19 protein-coding genes are annotated in these 22,538 nt (G+C 69.1%); 9 read left to right on the top strand and 10 right to left on the bottom strand.

Features of this window, described 5'->3' with window-relative positions:
* Positions 1-65: 65 nt before the first annotated feature.
* The 3 genes from ACFWBQ_RS27755 to ACFWBQ_RS27745 form a co-directional block, all read right to left on the bottom strand.
* Positions 66-1,562 carry an aldehyde dehydrogenase family protein gene (locus ACFWBQ_RS27755; RefSeq protein ID WP_385500995.1) on the bottom strand — a complete coding sequence of 499 codons (1,497 nt, stop codon included), beginning with the start codon at positions 1,560-1,562 and terminating at the stop codon, positions 66-68.
* Positions 1,555-2,562 (bottom strand): LLM class flavin-dependent oxidoreductase, encoded by a 1,008-nt coding sequence (locus ACFWBQ_RS27750; protein ID WP_385500994.1) that lies wholly within the window; start codon positions 2,560-2,562, stop codon positions 1,555-1,557. Before ACFWBQ_RS27750 ends, ACFWBQ_RS27755 begins: the two co-directional genes overlap by 8 nt.
* Before the next feature lie 99 nt (positions 2,563-2,661).
* Positions 2,662-3,444 carry an enoyl-CoA hydratase/isomerase family protein gene (locus ACFWBQ_RS27745; protein ID WP_385500992.1) on the bottom strand — a complete coding sequence of 261 codons (783 nt, stop codon included), beginning with the start codon at positions 3,442-3,444 and terminating at the stop codon, positions 2,662-2,664.
* 52 nt (positions 3,445-3,496) lie between these two features.
* Between ACFWBQ_RS27745 and ACFWBQ_RS27740 the strand changes: the two genes are divergently transcribed.
* Positions 3,497-4,669, top strand: coding sequence for a thiolase family protein (locus ACFWBQ_RS27740; protein WP_385500991.1), 1,173 nt, complete (start codon positions 3,497-3,499; stop codon positions 4,667-4,669).
* 17 nt (positions 4,670-4,686) lie between these two features.
* Complete coding sequence (locus ACFWBQ_RS27735) at positions 4,687-5,268, top strand: DoxX family protein (protein ID WP_385500990.1); 582 nt, start codon at positions 4,687-4,689, stop codon at positions 5,266-5,268.
* A gap of 191 nt (positions 5,269-5,459) precedes the next feature.
* Here the strand turns inward: ACFWBQ_RS27735 and ACFWBQ_RS27730 are convergent, their stop codons facing one another.
* Together ACFWBQ_RS27730 and ACFWBQ_RS27725 are read right to left on the bottom strand one after the other, a co-directional pair.
* Positions 5,460-6,707, bottom strand: coding sequence for an amidohydrolase family protein (locus ACFWBQ_RS27730; protein WP_385500989.1), 1,248 nt, complete (start codon positions 6,705-6,707; stop codon positions 5,460-5,462).
* Between the two features lie 60 nt (positions 6,708-6,767).
* Complete coding sequence (locus ACFWBQ_RS27725; RefSeq protein WP_385500988.1) at positions 6,768-8,249, bottom strand: MFS transporter; 1,482 nt, start codon at positions 8,247-8,249, stop codon at positions 6,768-6,770.
* A gap of 536 nt (positions 8,250-8,785) precedes the next feature.
* Here ACFWBQ_RS27725 and ACFWBQ_RS27720 point away from each other — a divergent pair.
* From ACFWBQ_RS27720 to ACFWBQ_RS27705, 4 genes are all read left to right on the top strand, one after another.
* On the top strand, positions 8,786-9,097 hold the full coding sequence (locus ACFWBQ_RS27720; RefSeq protein ID WP_385500987.1) for a hypothetical protein: 312 nt from the start codon (positions 8,786-8,788) through the stop codon (positions 9,095-9,097).
* 70 nt (positions 9,098-9,167) lie between these two features.
* Positions 9,168-10,697, top strand: coding sequence for a class I adenylate-forming enzyme family protein (locus ACFWBQ_RS27715; RefSeq protein ID WP_385500986.1), 1,530 nt, complete (start codon positions 9,168-9,170; stop codon positions 10,695-10,697).
* A 56-nt stretch (positions 10,698-10,753) separates the two neighbouring features.
* Positions 10,754-12,271 (top strand): class I adenylate-forming enzyme family protein, encoded by a 1,518-nt coding sequence (locus tag ACFWBQ_RS27710; RefSeq protein WP_385500984.1) that lies wholly within the window; start codon positions 10,754-10,756, stop codon positions 12,269-12,271.
* Positions 12,272-12,287: 16 nt separating this feature from the next.
* A complete protein-coding gene (locus tag ACFWBQ_RS27705; RefSeq protein WP_385500983.1) occupies positions 12,288-13,313 on the top strand; it encodes a phosphotransferase family protein in 1,026 nt (341 codons plus the stop codon).
* A gap of 342 nt (positions 13,314-13,655) precedes the next feature.
* Here the strand turns inward: ACFWBQ_RS27705 and ACFWBQ_RS27700 are convergent, their stop codons facing one another.
* Positions 13,656-14,519, bottom strand: a complete 864-nt coding sequence (locus ACFWBQ_RS27700) for an alcohol dehydrogenase catalytic domain-containing protein (protein WP_385500982.1) — start codon at positions 14,517-14,519, stop codon at positions 13,656-13,658.
* Positions 14,520-15,178: 659 nt separating this feature from the next.
* Here ACFWBQ_RS27700 and ACFWBQ_RS27695 point away from each other — a divergent pair.
* Positions 15,179-16,267 (top strand): tyrosine-protein phosphatase, encoded by a 1,089-nt coding sequence (locus ACFWBQ_RS27695; RefSeq protein ID WP_385500981.1) that lies wholly within the window; start codon positions 15,179-15,181, stop codon positions 16,265-16,267.
* Positions 16,268-16,451: 184 nt separating this feature from the next.
* Here the strand turns inward: ACFWBQ_RS27695 and ACFWBQ_RS27690 are convergent, their stop codons facing one another.
* Together ACFWBQ_RS27690 and ACFWBQ_RS27685 are read right to left on the bottom strand one after the other, a co-directional pair.
* Positions 16,452-17,222 (bottom strand): SDR family NAD(P)-dependent oxidoreductase, encoded by a 771-nt coding sequence (locus ACFWBQ_RS27690; protein WP_385500980.1) that lies wholly within the window; start codon positions 17,220-17,222, stop codon positions 16,452-16,454.
* A 12-nt stretch (positions 17,223-17,234) separates the two neighbouring features.
* Positions 17,235-18,383: an acyl-CoA dehydrogenase family protein gene (locus tag ACFWBQ_RS27685; protein WP_385500976.1), complete on the bottom strand. Its 1,149-nt coding sequence runs from the start codon at positions 18,381-18,383 to the stop codon at positions 17,235-17,237.
* A 233-nt stretch (positions 18,384-18,616) separates the two neighbouring features.
* On the opposite strand from ACFWBQ_RS27685, the gene ACFWBQ_RS27680 reads away from it, so the two are divergent.
* Both ACFWBQ_RS27680 and ACFWBQ_RS27675 read left to right on the top strand, forming a co-directional pair.
* Positions 18,617-19,867 (top strand): CaiB/BaiF CoA transferase family protein, encoded by a 1,251-nt coding sequence (locus tag ACFWBQ_RS27680; protein ID WP_385500975.1) that lies wholly within the window; start codon positions 18,617-18,619, stop codon positions 19,865-19,867.
* Positions 19,864-21,021 (top strand): thiolase family protein, encoded by a 1,158-nt coding sequence (locus tag ACFWBQ_RS27675; protein ID WP_385500973.1) that lies wholly within the window; start codon positions 19,864-19,866, stop codon positions 21,019-21,021. The genes ACFWBQ_RS27680 and ACFWBQ_RS27675 overlap by 4 nt, the downstream gene beginning before the upstream one ends.
* An 80-nt stretch (positions 21,022-21,101) precedes the next feature.
* Here ACFWBQ_RS27675 and ACFWBQ_RS27670 read toward each other — a convergent pair whose 3' ends face one another.
* Together ACFWBQ_RS27670 and ACFWBQ_RS27665 are read right to left on the bottom strand one after the other, a co-directional pair.
* Complete coding sequence (locus ACFWBQ_RS27670) at positions 21,102-21,962, bottom strand: mycofactocin-coupled SDR family oxidoreductase (RefSeq protein WP_385500969.1); 861 nt, start codon at positions 21,960-21,962, stop codon at positions 21,102-21,104.
* 54 nt (positions 21,963-22,016) lie between these two features.
* Positions 22,017-22,538, bottom strand: a complete 522-nt coding sequence (locus ACFWBQ_RS27665; RefSeq protein ID WP_385500968.1) for a flavin reductase family protein — start codon at positions 22,536-22,538, stop codon at positions 22,017-22,019.

Raw genomic sequence — 22,538 nt, 5'->3', positions numbered from 1 at the left:
CTCCCGTTGATTGCGCCGGCGGTACGTCCTGGCCTTCACCAGGGCCGGGCCACCCGCCCGGGGGTTCAGCGGGCGGCCCAGCTGATGCTCTGGGTCTGCAGATACTCGTCGAGCCCGAACTCGCCCCACTCCCGGCCGAGCCCGCTCTGCTTGTACCCACCGAACGGAGCGCGCGGATTCACCCCGGAGCCGCCCCCGTTGAGGGTGACCCCGCCGGTGCGGACGCGCGTCGCGATCTCGTAGGCGCCCGCGACATCACGGCTCCAGACCCCTCCGGACAGTCCGTACGGGCTGTCGTTGGCGATACGGACCGCCTCGTCCTTTGTCCGGAACGGGATGACAACGCCGACCGGGCCGAAGAACTCGGTCCGGGCGATCGTCATCGAGCTGTCCACATCCACGAAGAGCGTCGGCTCGACGAAGTAGCCCCGGTCGAGTCCGGCCGGACGCCCGCCGCCGGTGACGATGCGCGCGCCCTCCTCCGTGCCGGTGCGGATCAGCTTCTCGACCTTGGCGCGTTGCGCCTCGCTGATCAACGGGCCCATGGTGGTGGCCTCGTCGCTGGGGTCGCCGACCCGTACGTGGCTGAGACCCGCCAGGATCCGCTCGACCAGCTCGTCGTGCACGGACTCGTGGACGATCGTGCGGGTCAGCAGCGAACAGCCCTGGCCCGCGTGGGTGGTCATGCCCGACAGCGCCGCCCGCGCCGCGCCGTCGAGGTCGGCGTCGGCGCAGACGATGCTCGCGGACTTGCCGCCGAGTTCCAGGACGACCTTCTTCAGGGAGCCCGCCGCCTGCGCGTACACCTGGCGCCCGACCGCGTCGGACCCGGTGAAACTGACCAGGTCCACCATGGGGTTGGTGGTCAGCTCGTGACCGGCCTCCACGTCGCCGGTCACGATGTTCAGCACGCCCGGCGGCAGCCCGGCCGCCTCGGCGAAGTCACTGATCAGCAGGGATTCCAGCGGGGTGGCGGGGGCGGGCTTGAGGACCACGGTGCAGCCTGCCGCGAGGGCGGGCGCCAACTTCATCATGCTGAGGAAGAACGGGAAGTTGTACGCCGGGATCAGGGCGCAGACCCCGAACGCCTCGCGACGCAGCAGCCCCTGCGCGATGCCCGTGCCGGGCGTGATCGTGGGATCCAGCGCGCGCTGCCACGCGAAGGCTGACATCACCCTCTCGGCCATGTCGCGCAGATGCGCCACCGGGATCCCGGTCTGGATGCTCTCCGCGATCCAGCGCGCCGACCCTGCCTCGGCCATGTTCACCGCGACCAGTTCGGGCAGGCGACGCTCCATCTCCTCGGCCATGCGCAGCAGCACGGCGGCCCGCTCGGCGGGGCGCATCCGGGGCCACGGCCCCTCGTCGAAGGCGGTACGGGCGGCAGTGATCGCACGCCGCACGTCGGCTACCGAGGCCAGCGGGACCTGCGCGATCGTTTCCTCCGTCGCCGGATTGCGTACGAGGAGCCGCCCGTCCCCCTCCCCGTCGCCGTCCGTGTGGCGCCCGCCGATGTAGAGCTGGGTGGAGAAGGGGTGGGACGGGTGCGTGGGCTCAGGCATCGGTGTGCACCGTCTCGATCAGGGCGAGGCTGGAGCGGGCGTAGCCGGCCCGTCGGTGGCGGCTCACGAGATAGCTGGGTGGCGCGAAGTAGCCCACATCCCTGGGGAGTTGACCCTCGCGTCGGGACAGGGCTTCCCTGGCCTCGGTAGTGGTGCCGCAGACCGCGATGGCGGCGACCATGTCATCGGTGACGGCGGCGGCCATGGCGTCGTTGTCGCCCGCGTTGAAGGCCGCCCGTATCCGTGCGACGTGGCTCTCCCAGCCGTGGTACGCGACGAACGGGTCGTACGTCTTCACCGTGAGATAGAAGGCGATCATCCGCCGGGCGTCGGCTATCGCGCGCTCGGGGGCCGTGTCGTCGACCGCGGTGATGATCCAGCCGTGCTCGGTGGGCCGTTCACTGCGGGCTGCCTCAGTGGTGCCTTTCTCGACCGCCGGGCGTACGACGTCGTTCCACCAGTCCCCGGTGAACAGGCCGTGCCCGATGACACCATCGGCGACCCGGCCCGAGACCTTGGCCATCCGCTTGTTGAACGCGGCCAGCAGTACGGGGATGTCTAGGCGGCCGAGAACCGGTGCGCGGACATCGGCGTCGATGGTGTAGAACTCACCGCTGTAGCACACCTGTTCACCGTTCTCGGCGTGCAGCCACGCGCGGACTGCCTCGGCCGTCTCCGCGATCCGATCTACCGGACGGTCCGGGGGGACACCGAGCCAGTCACGGTTGATGCGGTACGCGCCCGCCCCCAGGCCGACGAACAGCCTGCCCGGCGCCTTCGCGTGCAGCTGGCGCAGCGCGGTCGCGTGGGCGTACGGGGTACGGGAGAACGCGTAGGCGATCGCGGGTCCGACCAGGGCACGCTCGGTGCCCGCGACCATCTCCGCGAGCGAGGTGTACGCGTCGTGGTCGACGAACTCGCCCGTGCAGAACGCCTCGACGCCGGCCGCCTCGGCCTCGCGGGCGACGTCGGCGCCGGGCCAGGGCATACCGAACCGCATGGAGCCTCCCCAGTTCTTGAGTGAGTCATGGAGTAGTCATGGAGCGTCATGCAAAAGCGGGTACTCTTTTCAGATTTCTCTGGGGAGCGTACGGGAGCGTCAGCGCAGCGTCCACCGCCGGCGCGGCACCGACGAGCGGTCCACCTCGGCCTTGCCGATCGGGTTGCCGATCTCCGTGTAGGCGAGTCCGGTGCGTAGGGCATGCGTGCGAGTCGAGTCGAGCGACTCCCAGATGGCACGGACCGTGCCCTGGATCGCCGCCGGCGGCTTGGCCGCGATGGATTCGGCTATCTCGTCGGCGCGCTGCCACAGCTCCGCTGCCGGGAGCACCTCGCTGACCAGCCCGATCTGCATCGCCCGCGTCGCGGACAGGCGCTCGTCCAGTCCAAGCAGCGCGATGCGCAGGGTCTCGCCGAGCGGGATGCGGCGGGCCAGTCCGATGGGTTCGAGGGCCGCAGTGAGGCCGTAACTGACGTGCGGGTCGAAGAAGGTGGCGTCGTCCGAGCAGATAATGATGTCGGCCTCGTTGAGCCAATAGAACGCGCCGCCCGCGGCCATCCCGTGCACCGCGCAGATCAGCGGTTTCCACACCTTGTTGAGCTTGGGTGAAAGGTACTCGCCCGGGTCGGTGCGGCTCCAGACGTTGGGTTCGCGGTCGATGCCCTCCTTGACGTCCATGCCGGTGCAGAAGGCCCGTTCGCCCGCCGCGCGCAGTACGACTACGTGCACGTCGTCGTCGGTCTTGACAGTGCGCCAGATCAGGGCGAAATCATCCAGCATCGCCTGATTGAAGCCGTTCATGACTTTCGGCCGGTTCAGGGTGATCGTCGCGACGTGGTCGGCCACGTCGTACAGGACGGTCTTCAGTTCCTTCGGATTCATTTGGCAACTCCTCCTCTTTCGGGCGGCGCTGAAAAAGAGTACAACGAATTACATGACTGAAGCTGTTGTGCTGTCCGCCTGCCGTACCGCCATCGGAACGGCCCGCAGGGGTTCATTGCGTGAGGTGAGTGCCTTCGATCTCGCCACGGTTGTGGTCCGGGAGGCCGTTCAACGGTCGGGTTTGCCACTTGAGTTGATCGACGACGTGATCCTGGGGGAGTCACTGGCCGGCGGTGGGGACATCGCCCGCTACGCCGCGCTGGAGGCGGGACTGAGCCATGTGCCCGGCCTGGCGCAGAACCGGCACTGCGCGTCCGGGCTCGCCAGTGTGGCCACGGCCGCGGCGGGCATCCGCGCCGGGATGGACCGGGTGGTCGTCGCGGGCGGCACCCAGTCGACCTCCACGGCACCGGTGTCCCGGTGGCGGGTACCGGGTACCGACGACTGGCTGGAGCCGTGGAACTCGCCGTCCCACGTGAGCACTCCACAGGCTCCCCACAACGACATGTCGATCCTCGTCGGATGGAACACCGCCCGCCTGGCCGGCGTGGAGCGGCAGGAGATGGACGCCTGGGCACTGCGCTCGCACGAGCGCGCGCTGCGGGCCATCGACGCGGGATGGTTCGCCGACGAGACGGTCCCGGTCAAGGTGACCGACCGGGGCGGAGCGGTATCGGCGTTCGAGGTCGACGAGCACCCGCGGCGCAGCACCAGCATGGAGAAGCTGGCGGCGCTCAAGGTACTGCACCCCGAGATCGAGGGATTCTCCATCACGGCCGGCAACTCCAGCGGGGCGAACGACGGTTCGGCCGCGCTTGTCGTCGCCGATGCCGCGATCGCCGCCGACCACGGCGTCACGCCTCTGGCGACGATCCACTCCTGGGCGTCCGTCGGCGTCGACCCCGCTAGGACGGGCCTCGCCCCGATCGCCGCGATCCGCAAGGCACTTGACCGCGCAGGGATCGACGTCGGCGATGTACACCTATTCGAGATCAACGAGGCGTTCGCCTCGGTCGCCGTGGCCGCCACGCGAGAGCTGGGGCTCGACCCGCAGCGGGTCAACCCATTCGGTAGCGGCTGCAGTCTCGGACACCCGATCGCCGCGACCGGCGCCCGCATGGTCACAACGCTCGCCCACGCACTGCGGCGGCGGGGCGGAGGAACGGCGGTCGCGGCGATGTGCGCCGGTGGCGGCATGGGCTCGGCACTGGTACTGACGGCCTGATGCGGCTGGTGCGGGTGATGAGCAGACAGTTCGGTATCGGCAGTGACCTGGGAGGACGGATGGACGGCATCGACGTGGCACGGTACGGGCTGCGCGCGGTGGTCGGCGGTACGATGATCGCGCATGGCCTGCGCCACGGCCGCACGCTGGACGGCACCACGCAATGGTTCCGATCCGTGGGGTTCCGCGGGCCTCGGCTGCAGGCCGCGGCCAGTGCCGCCGTCGAGGTGGGCGCGGGCGCAGCCCTGCTGGCCGGGGCGGCGACCCCGCTCGCGGCCTCGGCCGTCGTGGGCACGATGGGTGTCGCCGCCCGCTCGGTGCACCTGCCGCACGGGTTCTTTGTGACCGACGAGGGCTACGAGTACGTTCTCAACCTCGGCGCGGCGGCCGTGGCGATCGCCGCGCTCGGGCCCGGACGGCTCAGCGTGGACCGGGTGTTGGGGATCGACGGCAGACTCGGCGGCCGCCGCGGGGCCGCGTTCGCGGCGGGGTTCGGCCTCGCCGCGGCAGCCGTGCAGCTGGGTGCGTGCTGGCGCCGCCCGCGACCTGGCACGGCTGACGCCGATCCGGCCGACAGGTCTGCGAGGACCCGGGAGTGAACCGGCTGCCCGGCCGGTGCAGTGTCACAGCTCGGCCGGGCAGGCCCGCGGTGCCCGGGGCGGCCCTTTCCACGTCCGCAATGCCGAGGGGGGACACGGCCGTGATGGCCGTGTCCCCCCTCGGTACGCGTCGGACGGTGAGTTTCAGGACTGCGCGGGATCAGCGGTCGGGCCGTCGGCGGCCGGGCCGCTCATGCCCCGACTGTGGCATCGGGGCGCAGGTGGGTGGTCGACTTGGTGCCCACGTCCCATCCCAGGGCCCGTTTGCGCAGTGCACCGACCGTGGCCTGCTCGGGTGCGATGTGCGCGAACGGGTCGAACTGGTAGTGCTTCATGGCGTTGAGGTGGGTCATCTTGTTGATTTCGTCGTCTGTCACTCCGCCGAGGTAACGCATCACTTCCTCCGGAGCGTTCGGCCAGGTCGTGTCGGAGTGCGGGTAGTCGCATTCCCAGGAGATGTTGTCGAGGTTCATCCGGTGCCGGTTCTCGACGCCGACCTCGTCGTCGATGAAGCAGAGCAGGACATTCTCACTGAACAGCTCGGACGGCAGGCGGTCGCCCAGGTTCAGGCCGGTCCAGTGCTGGGTGTGCTTGTAGAGGTAGTCGATCCGCTCCAGGAAGTAGGGGATCCAGCCGATTCCCCCCTCGGACAGGGCCACCCGCAGGTGGGGGAACTTCAGGAACAGGCGGCTCCACACCAGGTCGCTGGCCGCCTCGATCGACCCGATCGGCGACAGCGAGTAGATGAGTTCAACCGGTGAGTCCGGAGATGTCGACGGCACCTTCGAGTTGGACCCGATGTGCATGCACACGACGGTGCCCTCGTCCTCGCACGCCTTCCAGAACGGATCCCAGTGGTCCTGGTAGATGCTCGGGAGTCCCAGGTCGTACGGGTTGGAGGTGAAGGTCACCGCGTGGCAGCCCTTCTTGGCGACCCGCCGCACCTCCGCGGCCGCGAGCTCGGGGTCCCACAGAATCGGGATCGCCAGGGGAATGATCCGGCCGGGATATGTGCCTGCCCACTCGTCGATGTGCCAGTCGTTGTACGCGCGGACCATCGCGGCCGACTGGTCACGGTCGCCGTTCTCCAGGAACAGCGCGCCGGAGAAGCGCACGAACGACGGGAAGCACATGGACCCCAGCATGCCGTTGGCGTCCATGTCCTTGATCCGGGCGTGGATGTCGTAGCACCCGGGCCGCATCTCCTCCAGGCAGACCGGGTCCATGCCCCACTCCGTCTTGGGGCGGCCCACCACCGCCTGCACAGCCGGGTTGGGGACGACGGCGTCCTCGTACACCCACGCCATGGTCCCGTCCTCGCGGGTGATGAAGCGGGGTGCGGCGTCGGCGTACTTCGCCGGAACGCGTCCGTCGAAGAGGTGAGCCGGCTCGATCACATGGTCGTCGACACTCACCAGGATCAAATCATTGGTCTTCACGAGAGGTAACAGCCTTTCATCGGTGATGTGGTTTCACTTCGCAGGACACGGGTGCCGGTCCTAGGAGTTGGGCTCGGGAGACATACCTCCGGTAGCGGGCTCGCGGCCGTGCTTCATCAGCCAGGCGGCGCAAACGGCGAGCAGGAAGACTCCAGTGCAGATGCCGTACGCCACCCGATAGCCCAGCTGCTGGAAGACGACGATGTTCTCGCTGGAGATCACCTTCTCGACGAACATCCCGGGTACAGCCCCGACCGCTGTGGTGGCGATGCCCGCGAAGATGCCCTGGACGGTGTAACTGAAGCCCGCCCCCACTCCCTGGACGTCGGGGGTGACCGCCTCGATGAGCAGATTGGCGGCGCCCGCGGCGGCAGCCCCCTGGCCCAAGCCCATGACCACACCGGCGAGCGCGACCGTGGCGGGGGTGTCCACCAGGTGTGCCGCGATCATCGCCGTGGCGACGCAGCCGAGCAGGGCTGCCCCGAGGACGGCTGACCGCGGTCCGATGCGACGGCTGAGCCAGCCCGCACTGAACCCGCCGGCCATGGACATGATCCCGTAGGGCAGGCCCCAGTAGAGGGCGAGCTGCGTGCCGGTCAGCCCCAGGCCGGGGTCGGGACTGCCGGAGAGCGCGGGGGAGCGGAGCATCTGGGGGATGAGCACTCCGTTGAGCCCGCCGTAGGTGAAGGCGAGGAGGGCCGCCACGGCCAGCGTGCTGAACAAGGCTGGCTGCCGCAGCAGTTCGAGTGGGATCAAAGGGTGCGTTCGCCGTGCGATGGCGAAGAAGAAGGCGACGAACGCGATCACACCGGGGATCCCCAGGAGCGCGAACCGTCCGCCCTGGAAGGACAGTGCGATCAAGCCGGCACCGGCCCCGAGGAGCAAGGCGCTGACGAGGTCGAACCGCTGCGGGGTACGGACGTCCGACTCGGGCACGAAAGCGAGGATCACCGAACCCACTACGGCGGCGTAGACGATCAGAAACCAGAAGGTCGAGCGGAACCCATGGGCGTCAAGGAGATATCCGCCAATGACCGGACCGGCGATGGCGCCGAATCCGGTGCCCACACCGATGCCGCCGACAGCCAGGGGTACCAGATTGCGCGGCAGTAGGTCGCGTACCAGACCGTAGACGATCACGGCTGCTCCGATACTGCACGCCTGCAGCCCTCTGCCCAGAAGAAACACAAAGAAGTGGGAGGTGGTCGCGCAGATGAGCGAGCCGACGATGAAGATCGCGACGACTCCTGTCAGGACGCGCTTCTTGCCGATGATGTCCGCCAGCTTGCCCAGGAGGGGCACGACGGCCGCGGCAGCCAGCAGCGGGGTGGTGAAAACCCAGGTGACGTGTGCCGTGCGGAACTCGGCGGCCATTTCCGGGATTCCGGGGGAGACCACGATGAACTCGAAGGCCGCGAGCTCGGTGATCAGGGTGAGCATCGCGACGATGAACAGGTAGTAACCAGGGGAGCGGCTAGGGGGGTTGTCGGCCGGACCGGCTGGTTCGGATCGTGTGGGCTGTACCCGGAACTGTTCTGGCATTCGATTCCCATCCGTCAGCGGTTCCGGCGGTCCAACTGTGGAGCCGCTGGGAAGGAGCAGGACAGTGCGAGATCTCTGTTCAGCCGATCGGGTCGCCGCTTCGGCCTGATGCGGGCGGGATGTCGGAAGTGCATCCCAGTCCCGGGACCCGGCCGGAATCCGTGAGACGGCCAGGGTGGAACCGCGGACGATGCACCGTGGACCGACCACCGTGAAGCCCTATTGAGGTACCTCTTTCTAGGGTTGCCTCAGCATGGCACCGCACTTGCGGCGACAGCAACCCCGCGGAGGCGGGTAATGCAGTGCCCTGATACGGCCGCTCAACGGTCGCGCCACCGTCGTGGGGTGGCCCGTCCCCCTGGGGTTCGCTCGGCCTGTGCGGGTGTCCCCAGTCGACTCACTGGTGGGGATGTCAAGAACAGAGCACTCTTCTTGAGCTTCGGCAGGTAAGGCGAGCTGGATCGCTGCGCGGGCGCGTATAAACGTATACTCTTTTGCTCTCTGGTGATCCGGGATGACTCCGTGGAGGAGCTGCGATGAAGCCACGCGTTGGACAGAAGCTGGTGAGTACCGTCGACACGACGACCGTGATAGTCGTCCGTTGGCCGGACAGGGACCTGGAGGTCACCTGCGGCGGCGCGCTGATGGTCGATGCGCGCGAGCCGGGGGCTGGTGTCGCTGGCGTACCCGATCCCGCGCAGATGGGCGGCTCGCACCTCGGCAAGCGCTATGCGGACGACGGGCACGGTGTGGAGCTGCTGTGTGCCAAGCCTGGACCCGGCACGCTCGCGGTCAATGGCACCCCGCTGCCGCTCAAGGCCGCAAAGCCGCTGCCGGCCTCCGACTGACTGGACACCGACTCAATCCGGATCGGATACGGACACCACTCATGGGTGCAGGAGGAGGGGCGGAGAAGCGATGAACATCGCGATGCTGCTGGACATGGCCGTCGATGGATTCGGCGAGAGGATCGTGACCGGGCCCGAACGGGATGGTCTTTCGGTCTCACGGCTGAGTGAACTAGCCGATGGAGGTGCCGAGTTGATCCGGGCTGTCGGCGCCGACGCGCTGGTATATCTGGCGGTCAACGGCCCGGCCTTCCCGGTGGCGCTGTTCGCCGCGGCCCGCGCCGGAGTGCCGCTCGTGCCGGTCAACTACCGCCTGGGAGACAAGCAGCTGGATGACCTCCTCGCCAACCACCCGCACGCTCTGGGCATCGCGGACCCGCAGCAGTCCCAGGCGCTGAGCCGCGCCGGGCTGCCGGTGCGCGCTCCGCAGGAGTGGCTGGTGGACGCCGCTGCCGCGGCTGTGGACTCGAAGGCGACGGAGCCCGGTAGCCCCAACACGCCGGACAACCCCGAAGCGCCCGCCGTGCTGATCTACACGAGCGGTACGACATCCGCCCCGAAGGGCGTGGTCCTCAGCCACCACAACCTTGTCTCCTATGTGCTGGGCACCGTGGAGTTCGCAGCGGCGGGGGCAGTGGAAGCGGCGCTGGTGAGCGTGCCCCCGTACCACATCGCGGCTGTCTCCAATGTCCTCACGAACGTGTACGCGGGGCGCCGCTCACTCACCCTGGAACACTTCACGCCCGACGGTTGGCTCGCACTCGTACGCGAGCAGCGGGTGACCCATGCGATGGTCGTGCCGACGATGCTCACCCGGATCATGGACGGCGAGGGGCTCGACCGGTCGGTGCCCTCGTTGCAGGCGCTCGCCTACGGTGGGGCGAAGATGCCGGTTCGGGTGATCGAGACCGCGCTGGGCACCTGGCCGGACGTGGACTTCGTCAATGCATATGGGCTGACCGAGACGTCGTCCACCATCGCGGTCCTTGGGCCCGAGGAACACCGGGCGGCCATCATGAGCGGCGATCAGCTGGTTCGGGCGCGGCTCGGCTCGGCCGGGCGGCCGGTCCCAACGGTCGAGTTGGAGATCCGGGACCCGGGCGGCGACCCGGTGGCGGCCGGCGAGGCTGGTCAAATCTGGGTGCGCGGCGAGCAGGTCTCCGCCAGGTACGCGGGGCAAGGATCAAGTGTCGACGAGCGGGGCTTCTTCCACACCCGCGACCAGGGTTTCCTCGACGCCGATGGCTACCTCTACGTCGGAGGGCGGCTGGACGACACGATCATCCGCGGCGCGGAGAACATCGCCCCCGCGGAGATCGAGGATGTTCTGCTGCGCCACCCCGAGGTGCTCGACGCCGTCGTCGTCGGCGTGCCCGACGAGGAGTGGGGGGAGCGGATCGAAGCCGTGGTGGTGCCCCGCGCCGGGAGCGAGGTCGACACCGAGGAACTGCGCGACCTGGTCCGTGCGACGCTGCGCGGCTCCAAGACCCCCGACCGTATCGCCTGCTGGCCCGAGCTTCCGAGGACACAGACGGGCAAACTCGTGCGCCGTGACGTCGTGGCAGGGCTGGTCGTCCCGGAGCCCGGGCGGCGCGCATAAGCCGCGCCGCCCGCATCCCCACCGCCCCGCCCGGGGCCCGACCGAAGGACACGGCTGTGCTGCTTCCCGCTGACCGACCGCTTCCGCTCCGGCTGCGCCGCGTACTGGCTCACGCACCGGAGACGATCGCGCTGACATTCGAGGACCGCGTCTTTTCATGGGAGTACCTGAGGCGCGGAGTCGAGGAACTCGATCGGCTGCTCGCCGCGGCCGGCGCCCCCGACGCCCATCGCGTCGGCATCGTGCTGCGCAATCGGCCAGGCCCGCTGGCCGCGCTGGTCGCGACGGTCGCCACCGGGCGCGAGGTGGTGGTGCTGAGCCCCTTCCACGGCGATGTCGCGCTCGCGCAGGACATCGCCGCGCTCTCGCCGCAGGTTGTGGTGGCCGATGCCGAGGACTGGGACCGGGATGGGATGGCCGGTGCGGTCGCCCGGCTCGCGGCGATTCCACTGGAGGCCGGTGAGGGCGAGCGGCCACTGACCGCGCGCGCGGCCCAGTGGACACCGGCTCCGCGTCCCGCCGAGCGCGGGGACGTCGCCGTTCTCATGCAGACCAGCGGTACGACGGGCCGCCCCAAACGGGTGGAACTGACCTACACCAAGCTCACTGCGGCGTTCGAGACCTCGGGTACCCCCGTAGCCACGGCGGAGGTACGACTGCGCGCACACCCTTCCATCGTGTGGACGTCCCTTGTCCACATCGGTGGCCTCTACTTCGTGCTCGCGAACGTTGCGGCCGGACTGCAAACCGCCCTCCTGGAGCGTTTCGACGTACACCAGTGGGCCGCTCTCGTACGGCGAACCAAGCCGCGGCGGATCCGGCTCGCGCCCGCCGCACTGCGCATGGTGCTCCAGTCCGACCTGTCGGCTGACCTGTTCGACGGGGTCGAATCGGTGTCCTCCGGGACGGCCCCGCTCCCCCCAGAGGATGCCGACCGGTTCACCGGGCGGTTCGGCGTCCCGGTCCTGTCGGTCTACGGAGCCACGGAGTTCGCCGGCGCGATCGTGGGCTGGGACCTGCCGTTGCACCGCGAGTGGGGCACGACAAAACGCGGGAGCGTCGGGCGGCCCTTTCGCGGGGTGACGGTGCGCGTCATCGACCGGGCGACGGGCGAACCGCTGGCGGCCGGCGCCGTGGGTGTCCTCGAAGCCAGCGGAGCGCAGCTGCCCGGTGACAGCTGGGTGCGGACCACCGACCTCGCCAGCGTCGACGAGGACGGGTTCCTCTACATCCACGGGCGCGTGGACGATGCGATCAACCGCGGCGGGTTCACGATCGTCCCGACCGTGATCGAGGACGCCCTGCGCGCGCACCCCGCCGTGCGGGACGCGTCCGCGGTCGCCATCCCGGACGAGCGGCTCGGCGAGGTGCCCGTCGTCGCCGTGACGATCCGCGACGGGGTGCGTTGCCCCGACCCAGGGCAGCTGCGTGCATGGCTGGCGCAGCGGCTCGCCCGCTATCACCTGCCCACCGAGATCAAGATCGTCGACGAGCTGCCCCGCACGCCGTCGATGAAGGTCAGCCGCCCGGCCGTACAGGCCCTGTTTGAACCTGCCCGACACACCTCCGCCTGAGGGAGCTGAACGCATCATGAGCACCGCGACCGGCAGCCAGGAGCTGCTGCGCGAACTGACCGGGCGCACCGAGGCCGCGGTCCGCGGCTGGGCCCCGCAGGCCCGGGTCGGCAGCGTCGAACCTCTAACCGGCGGCACATCGAGCCTCACGTACGTGGTCACCATGTCAGGTGCGCCGACCGGGCACGAGCGTGTCGTGCTCAAGGTGGCCCCGCCGGGTCTTGAACCGGTACGCAACCGGGACGTGCTGCGGCAGGCCCGCCTCATGCGGACTCTGGCCGGGCGGCGCGGAGTGCGGGTGCCGGCCGTCCTCTTCACCGACGAAGGCGAACCGCCTGCCGTCCCGCCCTTTGTGGCCATGGAGTTGGTGCCCGGGGAGTGCGTCGAGCCGGTGCTCACCCCACGCGGGACCGTCCCGCCTGGTCAGGTCCGTGCCCGCGCTCTGGACGCCGTACGCATGCTCGCGGACCTGCACCGCATCGACCCGCGGAGTACGGCGCTCGCGGCCGAACCGGTGATGTCGCTCGGAGCCGAGATCGACCGCTGGACCCGGGCTTTCTCGACCGTCTCCGAGGACCTGTCCACCGGACACGAGGCGGTGGCGGTGCGCCTGCACGCGACCCGGCCGACCGCCATGGAGCCGGTGTTCACACACGGCGACTACCGCCTGGGCAACACCCTGTGCGATGCGGAGTGCGTCACCTCGATCATCGACTGGGAGATCTGGTCGCTCGGCGATCCACGGGTGGACGTGACTTGGCTGACCTTCTTCACCGACGAGGCCCGACACCCTGCGTCCGTCTCGGACGAGCCCACTGGCATGCCAGGTAAGGAGGAGCTGGTCGACGCCTACCAGGAGGCGCGCCGGGAGCCGCTGCGGGACCTGGCCTGGTTCGAGGCGCTGACCAAGTACAAAGAGTCCGCCGCGACCGCGTTGCTCATCAAACGCGGGCGCAAGGGCAGGGAGTTGAACGCGATGCACCGGCGCATGCTGCCCGCACTGCCGGTGCTGCTGGACGAAGCCATGGAGTTGCTGGGCTGAGCTTGATGTTTGGCCTCGGCGGCTCTTGCCGCAAGGTTGGGTGAGCAGGTGTGCTTCGATGATGCGGGCTGCGAGTGAGCACGCGAGTGGGCACCGCTCGTCAACTCGCGTACTCAGCCCACGTGATGCCATGACGGGTTTTGAAGCCGGCCGTCTCGGAGATCCGCCGTGCGAGGCGGAATGCGCATCGAACCGTGTGTGTAACGTGCCTTCCCCGTTGGGTTCAGAGGAGGCGGGCGACGAGGCGACCGGCGACCTTGCCGGCGCGCAGGTCTTCGAGACCGGCGGGGATGTCGGCGAAGGAGATCTCCGCGGTCTGGGGGGCCAGGTCGCCGCTCTTCATCAGCTGGTAGAGGGCGGCGATGTCTTCCTTGGTGCCTCCGATCGAACCGAGGTAGTTGACGTGGCTGACGACCCTCGTCGTCGTGTCGACGGTGGCCTGTCTCTGGGCGAGTCCGACCTGGACGACGGTGCCGTCGAAGCGGACGGCCTTGATGGCCGCGTCCGTGGTGGAGCGAAGCCGGCGTAGTCGACGATGAGGTCGAAGCCCCTGCCGGCCCACTCGGTGGCGTCGGCGACCACTTCCGTGGCACCGAGTGAGCGGGCCATGTCCCAGGTGGTCTCCTTGGGTTCGGCCACGTGCACCTCGGCGCCGAGCAGGACGCCGACGCGGGCGGCGATCTGCCCCAGGCCACCGAGGCCGATGATGCCGACCTTCATGCCTACCTTGAGGGCGCCGCGGACGACGAGAGCGTGGTAGGAGGTCATGCCGGCATCGGTGGCCACGGCGCCGTAGGAGATGTCGACCTCGTCCGGGACGCGTACGAGGTCGTTGGCAGAGCCGAGGTAGTACTCGGCGAATCCGCCGTCGTGTCCGTAGCCCGGGGAGACCTCGTTGGCGGCCGGGCCGTCGGAGCCGGGGGTGCCGGCACTGGCCGTGGGGCACACACCGACACGGTCACCGGTCTTCCACTCGGTGACGCCGTCGCCGACGGCCCTGACGGTGCCGGCGATCTCGTGGCCCAGGGTGATCGGCGACTTGACCAGGCTGGCGGCCCCGTGCGCGTCGTACACGCTTCTGACGTCGGACTGGCACAGGCCGGCTGCGGCGACCTTCAGGAGAACCTGTCCGGCGCCGGGCCGGGGGATCTCCAATTCGGCCAGCTGTAGTGGCTTGCCGGTCCCGGTGAACTGCCAGGCCTTCATATGGAATTTCCCTTCGCCCTTGGTTGCGCCCGCTGCGGGGATTTTCCGCAGCGGGCAGGTCTGCAGGGGACCGTCGTGCGGTTGCCGCAGGGTCCGGACGGCTGTGCCGCACCGAGCGGCGGTCAGACGCGGGGAGCGATGCACAACGTCGCACTGACAGACCCCCGTAGGTGGTGTGTTCGGGAGCCCCACGCGGCATCGGGTCCGCCTGGCCGGGATCCAGCTGGCGACTCCCTTTCACCGTGAGTCAATTGAGTATACTCTGTTCGAAGTAGCGGTGATCTTACGTGCCTGAAAATCCGGACTGACGGGTCCTCTGAAAGGTTGCCCACGTGAGGATTCGCGGCCGCATGCCCGGCTGCTCGACGAGGCGCCCGAGACGAGCAAGCGTGACGAGGTCTGGTTGATGAGGGCGCGTCCAGGAGACCTCGAAACTCGGCGAAGGCGGTGTGATTCGTCCCGCAGATGGGGCGGCACCTTCCGCTGACCTGACAAATCCAGGCGTCGTCGTGGAGACGTTCGCCTCTGGCACGATCCGGTCCGGTGACGATCCTCGCCGACCTGTACGACGTGGTGCTCGCCGAACGCTCGCCGTCCCGAAACGCAACCACGTACCCGAACTGGCCGCCATAACCTGCGAAAAGGAAAGGGAATCCTCAATGAGGAACACGAAGAGCCTGCAGATCACTGCCGCCACTGCGGCCGCTGTCAGCGTTGCCCTGATCCCCGGCGTCGCCACCTCCGCGACGGCAGCCCAGACCCACCGGGCCACAGCCGCAGCGCTCGCCAAGATCCCCTTCACCGAGGCCACCGTCACCGCAGCCCCAGAGGAGGATGGCACGTACACCATCGCCTGGAAGGCACCCGGCATACGTCACGTCGCTATCAGGGCCAACGGCAGTACGGTGGCCGGCGGCGGCTCCGAAGGTTCGGTCACGGTCGCAGGGCTGCCCGCCGCGGACCGCCAGTGGTTCACCCTCACGCCGTCTCATGGCCGGCCGCTGCGTCTCGCCGACCGTCTGATCAAGCTCGAAGGCACGGTCAACTTCCGTGACGTGGGCGGCTATCGCACCAGCGATGGCCATTGGGTGAAGATGGCCGCGATCTACCGCTCCGACTCCCTCGACAAGCTGACCCTTGACGACCTTGCCAAGCTCGAGCGCCTCTCCGTGCACACGGTCTACGACCTCCGCATGGATAGCGAGCGCGGCGCCGCCCCGGACCGCGTCCCGGCGGGCGCCACGTACATGGTCGCCGACGTCCTGGCCGGTGCGGACGTCTTTCCCTCCATGCCGACGACCGCCGATGAGGCCGAACAGGGAATGATCGACTTGGAGAGGTTCATGGTCAGCGGCGCCACCGCGAAGACTGCCTACAAGAAGGTCTTCGACGGCCTCGAGAGCGGCGACGGCGGTGTCCTCTTCCACTGCACGTCCGGCAAGGACCGTACCGGCTGGCAGAACGCCGCCTTGCTCACCGCCCTCGGCGTCCCCCGCTCCACCGTCATGGCCGACTACCTGGCCAGCAATGCCTACCGTGCCGAGGCAAATGCTGCCTCCCTGGGGCAGTTGCCCGCCGAGCAGGCCGCGATCTACAAGCCACTGGTCTACGTACAGCCCGAGTACCTCAATGCCGGCTATCAGGAGGTCGAGGAGGAGTACGGGACCTTCCGCGGATATCTCAAGGAGGCCGTCGGGATGGATGCCCGCGACGTGCGCGCGCTCAAGCAGGAGCTGCTCGTCGGCTGAAGGCGCTCGGCCGGCGGCGATGGAAGTCCGGGGAAATCTGCGCGTGGTGGAGCGGACCGAAGAACCCTCGTAGCACAGCTACGAGGGCTCTTCGACGTCTTACGATCGCCTCACGCACCGGACGGGACCGGCGCTGGTCCGGCCCGGGACGCACCCCGGAACCGGATTCCGCGGGGCGTGTACGTCAACGCGGGGCCATCCTGATCGCACCGTCGAGGCGGACGGTCTGGCCGTTCAGATACGGGTTCTCCAGCATGTCGACGGCGAGCCGGGCGAAGTCGTCCGGCGCGCCGAGCCGCTTGGGGTGCGGCACCGTCGCGGCCAGGCCGTCGCGGATGTCGGCGCGCAGCCGGCCCAGCATCGGGGTGTCCATGATGCCGGGGGCGATGGTGTTCACCCGGATCTGCCAGCTCGCCAGGTCGCGGGCGGCGACCAGCGTCATGCCGTGCACTCCGGCCTTGGCCGCGGTGTACGAGGTCTGTCCGATCTGCCCGTCGAACGCGGCGACCGACGCGGTGAGTACGATCGCGCCGCGGTCACCTTCATCCAGGACGTCGTTCTCCGCGATGCGGGAGGCGGCCAGGCGGAGCACGTTGTATGTCCCGACCAGATTGACCCGGACGACCTCGGCGAACGTGGCGAGTTCACCGGGGGCCCGGTCCTTGCCGATGATCCGCGTACGGTCCCCGCCGCGCCCCGCGCAGTGCACCACGCACCGCAGCGGGCCCCGCTCCCGCGCCGCGTCGAGGGCGGCGGTGACTGCGGCCTCGTCGGTGACGTCCGCGTGGACGAACTTTGCCGCGTCGCCGAGGTCGGCAACGGCTTTGGCGCCCTGCTCCTCGGAGATGTCGGCGATGACCACTTGCCCGCCACCGTCGATGATCCGGCGCGCGGTGGCCAGGCCGAGCCCGGATGCACCGCCGGTGACGAGAGCGGAGGAACCGTCGATGCGCATGTGTGAAGCTCCTTACAAGCCGAGGGACTTGCTGATGATGGATTTCATGACCTCGCTGGTGCCGCCGTAGATGCGGCTCACACGGGCGTCGGCGTACAGCCGGGCGATCGGGTACTCGAGGATGTAGCCGTACCCGCCGTGCAGTTGTAGGCACCGGTCGACGACGCGCCCCAGCGCCTCGGTGCAGAACAGCTTCGTGCGTGCCGCGTCGACGCCGCTCAGCTCACCCTCGACGAGCGCCGTGATCGAGGCGTCGAGCAGCGCCTGGGCGGCTTCCAGCTCCGCGGACATCGCGGCGAGTTCGAACTTCGTGTTCTGGAAGTGGGCTACCGGTTTGCCGAACACCTTGCGGTCGCGCACGTAGGTGATGGTCATCTCAATGGCCGCACGGGCCTGGGCCACCGCGCCGACTGCGATGGCGAGTCGCTCCTGTGCGAGGTTGCGGCCGAGGAGAGAGAATGCGGAGCCCTCCGCACCGAGCAGGTTCGCGGCGGGCACGCGTACGTCGGCGAACGACAACTCGACGGTGTCCTGGGTGGTCAGCCCGATCTTCTCCAGCTTGCGGCCCACGGTGAAGCCGGGCATACCCTTCTCCACCACGAGCAGTGACAGGCCGCCGCGCCGGTTGTCCGGATCGGTGGACGTGCGGGCCACGACGATCACCAGGTCGGCGTGGTGGCCTCCGGTGATGAAGGTCTTGGAGCCGGCCAGGATGTAGTGGTCGCCGTCGCGGACCGCCGTCGTGGCGACGCCGGCGAGGTCGGAGCCCGTGCCCGGTTCGCTCATCGCTATCGCCGTGTACAGCTCGCCGGAAGCGAGGCCCGGGAACCACCGGGCCCGCTGCTCGGCGCTGGCGAAGGCGGTGAAGTACGGCAGCACCACGTCCAGATGCGTGCGCAGACCGCCCAGGGTCACGCACGCGCGGGCGCACTCCTCCTGGATGACCACGTTGTAGCGGTAGTCGTCCTGGCCGCCGCCGCCGAATTCCTCGGGCAGCGATGTGCCGATGATGCCGAGCTTGCCGAGTGAGGTGAACAGCTCGCGTGGGACGAGTCCGGCGTGCCGCCACGCCTCGTAGACCGGTACGACCTCGCGTGTGAGGAACTCGCGTACCAGGAGGCGGAAGTCCTGGTGGTCCTGGGTGAACAACGTCCGCTGCAAGGGAGTTCCTCCAGGGATGCGATGGACGGGTGGATGCGGCCGGGTCCGGCCCCGGGAAGGTGCTCTCCGTCGATGCTCACTCGAACCCGGTGACCTTGGGGACCCTGACAGTGTCGCAGAAAAGAGTAGCATTAATCGCATACCAGGAACCGGTAGTGCGGGTTATGGTCCTTGAAGAGACCGGTTGGTGACGGGGGCGCTTGCCTCTGATCCTCAAATGAGGAGGCTGATTGATGACTTCTGGAGATGCGGGCCCGTTGGCGGGTTGCCGGGTGGTCGAGCTGGGCGGCATCGGGCCCGGGCCGTTTGCCGGAATGTTCCTCGCCGACCTGGGCGCCGAGGTGGTGCGCGTCGACCGGCCCGAGTCGGTGGACGAGGAGGGCAGGGGCGGAGCCACGGACGTCCTCAACCGGGGCAAGCGGTCGGTGGCCATCGACCTGAAGGACCCTGGCGGCAGGGCGGCCCTCCTCGAACTCCTGGACCACGCCGATGTGCTGATCGAGGGCTACCGACCGGGCGTCACCGAGCGCCTCGGCGTCGGCCCCGAGACGTGCCTGGCCCGCAACCCCCGGCTGGTGTACGGGCGGATGACCGGCTGGGGCCAGGAAGGACCGTTGTCGGCCGCGGCGGGACACGACATCACCTATATCGCCCTCACGGGGGCCCTCGGCGCGATCGGCGCCGCCGGCGGGCCGCCGCAGATCCCGCTCAACCTGCTCGGCGACTTCGGCGGCGGAGGCTGCTACCTGGTGATCGGCATCCTCGCGGCGCTGCGCGTGGCGGAGCGCACCGGCGTGGGGCAGGTGGTCGACGCGGCTATCGTCGATGGAACCGCGCACTTGCTCGCGAGCACCTTCGCCAAGCTCGCCCGGGGCGCCTGGAGCGACGAGCGCGGCGTCAACCACCTGGACGGTGGGGCGCCGTTCTACTCCGTCTACGAAACGAAGGACGGTGGGTACGTCGCCGTCGGCGCGCTGGAGCCGAAGTTCTACCGGCGACTGCTCGGTCTGCTCGAACTCGACGTCGACCCGGACCGGCAGCAGGACCGCACCACCTGGCCCGAGCTGCGCGCTCTCCTGGAAGAGCGGTTCGCGCAGCGCACACGTGACGAGTGGGCGGCGCTGTTCGAGGGGACGGACGCCTGCGTGGCGCCCGTCCTCGGCCTCACTGAGGCCGCGTCGCACGCACACCTGGGGGCGCGCGGAACCGTTCTCGCCCAGGAGGGCGTCGTGCAGCCTGCCCCGGCGCCGCGCTTCTCGGTGACCCGGTCGGTTGCCGGCGCACCGGCGTCGGCCGTGGGCGCCGACACCCGTGCCGTACTGAGTGACTGGGGCGTCCACGGCATCGAGGACCTCATCGAGCGCGGTGCCGTCGGAACACGCCGGACAGGCTGGGCAGACCAGCCGGCACCACCGCATGACGACCACCGGGCCACCGTGCAGAGCGGCGGACCCAAGGACCCGAGCGAGAGGAACGGTTCATGAGGGACGCCGTCATCGTCGACGCCGTACGCACTCCGATCGGCAAGCGCAACGGCTCACTGGCGGGTATTCACGCCGCCGACCTGTCCGCCCTGGTACTCAATGCGCTGGTCCAGCGGACCGGGGTGGATCCCGCCACCATCGACGACGTGATGTGGGGGTGTGTGACCCAGATCGGTGATCAGTCGAGCAACATCGGCCGCTTCGCCGTCCTCGCGGCCGGCTGGCCCGACCATGTACCCGGCGTGACAATCAATCGGGCCTGCGGCTCCAGCCAGCAGGCCGTCGACTCGGCGGCACACGCCGTGATGGCCGGACAGTACGACCTGGTTGTCGCGGGCGGTGTGGAGACCATGACGCGGGTGCCGCTCGGTTCGCACCGCACGACCGGCCAGCCCTACGGGCCCAAAGTGCTGGCCCGCTACGAGGGTGCCGAGCTCAACCAGGGCGTCGGGGCCGAACTCATCGCCGAGCGCTGGGGGCTGAGCAGGCAGCAACTCGACGCGTATGCGGCCTCCTCGCACGAGAGGGCCGCGGCGGCCATCGACGACGGCGTCTTCGACGACCACGTCATTCCCGTCGAGGCGGACGGTGACAAGTTCTCCGTCGACGAGGGGCTGCGGCGCGGCACATCGGTCGAGACCCTGTCCAGCCTGAAGACGTCGTTCCAGACTGACGGAGTGATCCACGCCGGCAACTCCTCGCAGATATCCGACGGCGCGGCGGCCCTGCTCATCACCACGGGGGAGCGAGCCCGGGAACTGGGACTCACCCCGCTCGCCCGCTACCACTCGGGCGCGGTGAGCGGAGCGGACCCGGTCACGATGCTGACCGGTCCGATACCCGCGACGGCGAAGGTACTGGGACGGGCCGGGTTGAGTATTGACGACATCGGCGCATTCGAGGTCAACGAGGCCTTCGCGCCGGTCCCGCTGGCCTGGCTGGCCGAGACCGGTGCCGATCCGGAGCGCCTCAACCCGCTGGGCGGGGCGATCGCGGTCGGGCATCCGCTAGGCGCCTCCGGCGCCATCCTGATGACGCGGCTGCTCGCCCGGATGCGCAGCCGGAGCTTGCGGTACGGGCTGCAGACGATGTGCGAGGGCGGCGGAACCGCGAATGCGACCGTCATCGAGCTGCTGAGCCGACACGGAAGCTGACGCCAGCATCGATGCTGAAAGGCCGGTGGGTGAGATGGGGAATCCGTCTCACCCACCGGCCTCTTCGATGTGCCGACTGATCAGAACTGTGGCTGCTGAGGCCGCCGTTGCACGATGGCCCCCGCGTCCACCCGCAGCTGCTGTCCGGTGATGTACCGGGACGCGTCGGAGACGAGGAACAACACCGCCTCGGCGATGTCCTGCGGCTCCACATAGGGCAGGCCCATTGCGGTCATCACATGAAAGGCGGGGAGGGCGTCCTCGCGGGTGGGGTTCTCGAGGTCCGGCCGGAACTCCTGGTACATGGAGGCGTTGTTGAGCATGTCGGTGTTGGTGTTCGTCGGGTGCACCGCGTTCGCCCGGATCCTGCGCGGGGCGAGTGCCACGGCGAGGTCGTTGACGAACGCGGCCGCCGTTCGCTTGGAGAAGGAATAGCCGAGCTTGCCGAAGTCAGGCCTGTCGGCCATGGCTGCGGAGGGCATCAGCGCCGCGGTCGAGCCGGTCACCACGACCGCACCGCCGTCGGGTAGATGCGGCAGCGCCGCCTGCACCGCGTGCACCACACCGTGGAAGTTGACGGTGATCGCGTCGATGAAGGCGCCTGGATCGGGCCGGCCGAGCGGGGCGATCCCGGCCTGGGCCACTACGGCGTCGAGTCGGCCCAGTCGTGCCACGCCCTCGTCGGCGGCCGTCCTCAGCGCCGCCGCGTCCCGCACGTCCGCGGCCACGGCCACGATCCGGCGGCCCAGCTTCTCCACCAATCGTACGGTCTCGTCCAGATCGGCGCGGCCACCCAGGGGGTAGCCGACGCTGTCGATGTTTTCGCAGATGTCGACCGCGATGATGTCCGCGCCCTCCTCCGCCAGACGCACCGCGTGGGCGCGGCCCTGCCCACGAGCCGCGCCGGTGATGAAGACGACCTTGTCCTGTACCTGGCCCATCAGGGACCCCTTTCACATGTTCACGCGTTCACATGTCAGATCGAGCTGCGGTCACTACCAGCCGACGAGTTGATCGAGGAGCAGCGACGTGGTCGAGAAGTAGTCGCCGTAGTCGCCCTTGAAGAACAACAAGGGGGTCTTCGCCGACGCGATGTGCAGGTCTTTGACCCGCCCGACGACCAGGACGTGGTCGCCGATCGTGACGACGTCCTCGATGGCGCAGTCCACCCAGGCGACGACCCCTTCGAGCACGGGATTGCCTGCAGGGGACGTCTCCCAGGTCACGCCGGCGAACCGGTCGGCGCCCCTGGCCGCCAGCCTCCGGCTGAGGTTCTCCTGGTCGGCCGCGAGCGCGTTCGCGCAGAAGCGCCCGGCGGCCTTGATCTTCGGCAGTGTCCCGGAGGACCGGTCTGCGAGGAACGACACCAGGGGCGGGTCGAGTGAGACGGACGTGAAGGAGCCCACGACCATCCCCTCCGGGCGGTCCTCGGGGCTTGTCGTGGTGATAGCGACGACACTCGTGGGGAAATGGCCCAGCACGTCGCGAAAGCGCCGGCCGTCACTGCCCCGGCTCAC

It is taken from the genome of Streptomyces sp. NPDC060035 (assembly GCF_042736635.1).
Classification (GTDB): domain Bacteria; phylum Actinomycetota; class Actinomycetes; order Streptomycetales; family Streptomycetaceae; genus Streptomyces.
Note: the sequence above shows the minus strand (reverse complement) of the source record. Positions and strands in the feature narration are given on the sequence as shown.

What these genes read in the sequence shown, in the direction of transcription:
- ACFWBQ_RS27675 (WP_385500973.1), top strand. Translation starts at nt 19,864, where the DNA reads ATGAGGGACGCCGTCATCGTCGACGCCGTACGCACTCCGATCGGCAAG.
- ACFWBQ_RS27700 (WP_385500982.1), bottom strand. Translation starts at nt 14,519, where the DNA reads ATGAAGGCCTGGCAGTTCACCGGGACCGGCAAGCCACTACAGCTGGCC.
- ACFWBQ_RS27750 (WP_385500994.1), bottom strand. Translation starts at nt 2,562, where the DNA reads ATGCGGTTCGGTATGCCCTGGCCCGGCGCCGACGTCGCCCGCGAGGCC.
- ACFWBQ_RS27740 (WP_385500991.1), top strand. Translation starts at nt 3,497, where the DNA reads ATGACTGAAGCTGTTGTGCTGTCCGCCTGCCGTACCGCCATCGGAACG.
- ACFWBQ_RS27745 (WP_385500992.1), bottom strand. Translation starts at nt 3,444, where the DNA reads ATGAATCCGAAGGAACTGAAGACCGTCCTGTACGACGTGGCCGACCAC.
- ACFWBQ_RS27680 (WP_385500975.1), top strand. Translation starts at nt 18,617, where the DNA reads ATGACTTCTGGAGATGCGGGCCCGTTGGCGGGTTGCCGGGTGGTCGAG.
- ACFWBQ_RS27715 (WP_385500986.1), top strand. Translation starts at nt 9,168, where the DNA reads ATGAACATCGCGATGCTGCTGGACATGGCCGTCGATGGATTCGGCGAG.
- ACFWBQ_RS27755 (WP_385500995.1), bottom strand. Translation starts at nt 1,562, where the DNA reads ATGCCTGAGCCCACGCACCCGTCCCACCCCTTCTCCACCCAGCTCTAC.
- ACFWBQ_RS27670 (WP_385500969.1), bottom strand. Translation starts at nt 21,962, where the DNA reads ATGGGCCAGGTACAGGACAAGGTCGTCTTCATCACCGGCGCGGCTCGT.
- ACFWBQ_RS27725 (WP_385500988.1), bottom strand. Translation starts at nt 8,249, where the DNA reads ATGCCAGAACAGTTCCGGGTACAGCCCACACGATCCGAACCAGCCGGT.
- ACFWBQ_RS27735 (WP_385500990.1), top strand. Translation starts at nt 4,687, where the DNA reads ATGAGCAGACAGTTCGGTATCGGCAGTGACCTGGGAGGACGGATGGAC.
- ACFWBQ_RS27720 (WP_385500987.1), top strand. Translation starts at nt 8,786, where the DNA reads ATGAAGCCACGCGTTGGACAGAAGCTGGTGAGTACCGTCGACACGACG.
- ACFWBQ_RS27695 (WP_385500981.1), top strand. Translation starts at nt 15,179, where the DNA reads ATGAGGAACACGAAGAGCCTGCAGATCACTGCCGCCACTGCGGCCGCT.
- ACFWBQ_RS27690 (WP_385500980.1), bottom strand. Translation starts at nt 17,222, where the DNA reads ATGCGCATCGACGGTTCCTCCGCTCTCGTCACCGGCGGTGCATCCGGG.
- ACFWBQ_RS27705 (WP_385500983.1), top strand. Translation starts at nt 12,288, where the DNA reads ATGAGCACCGCGACCGGCAGCCAGGAGCTGCTGCGCGAACTGACCGGG.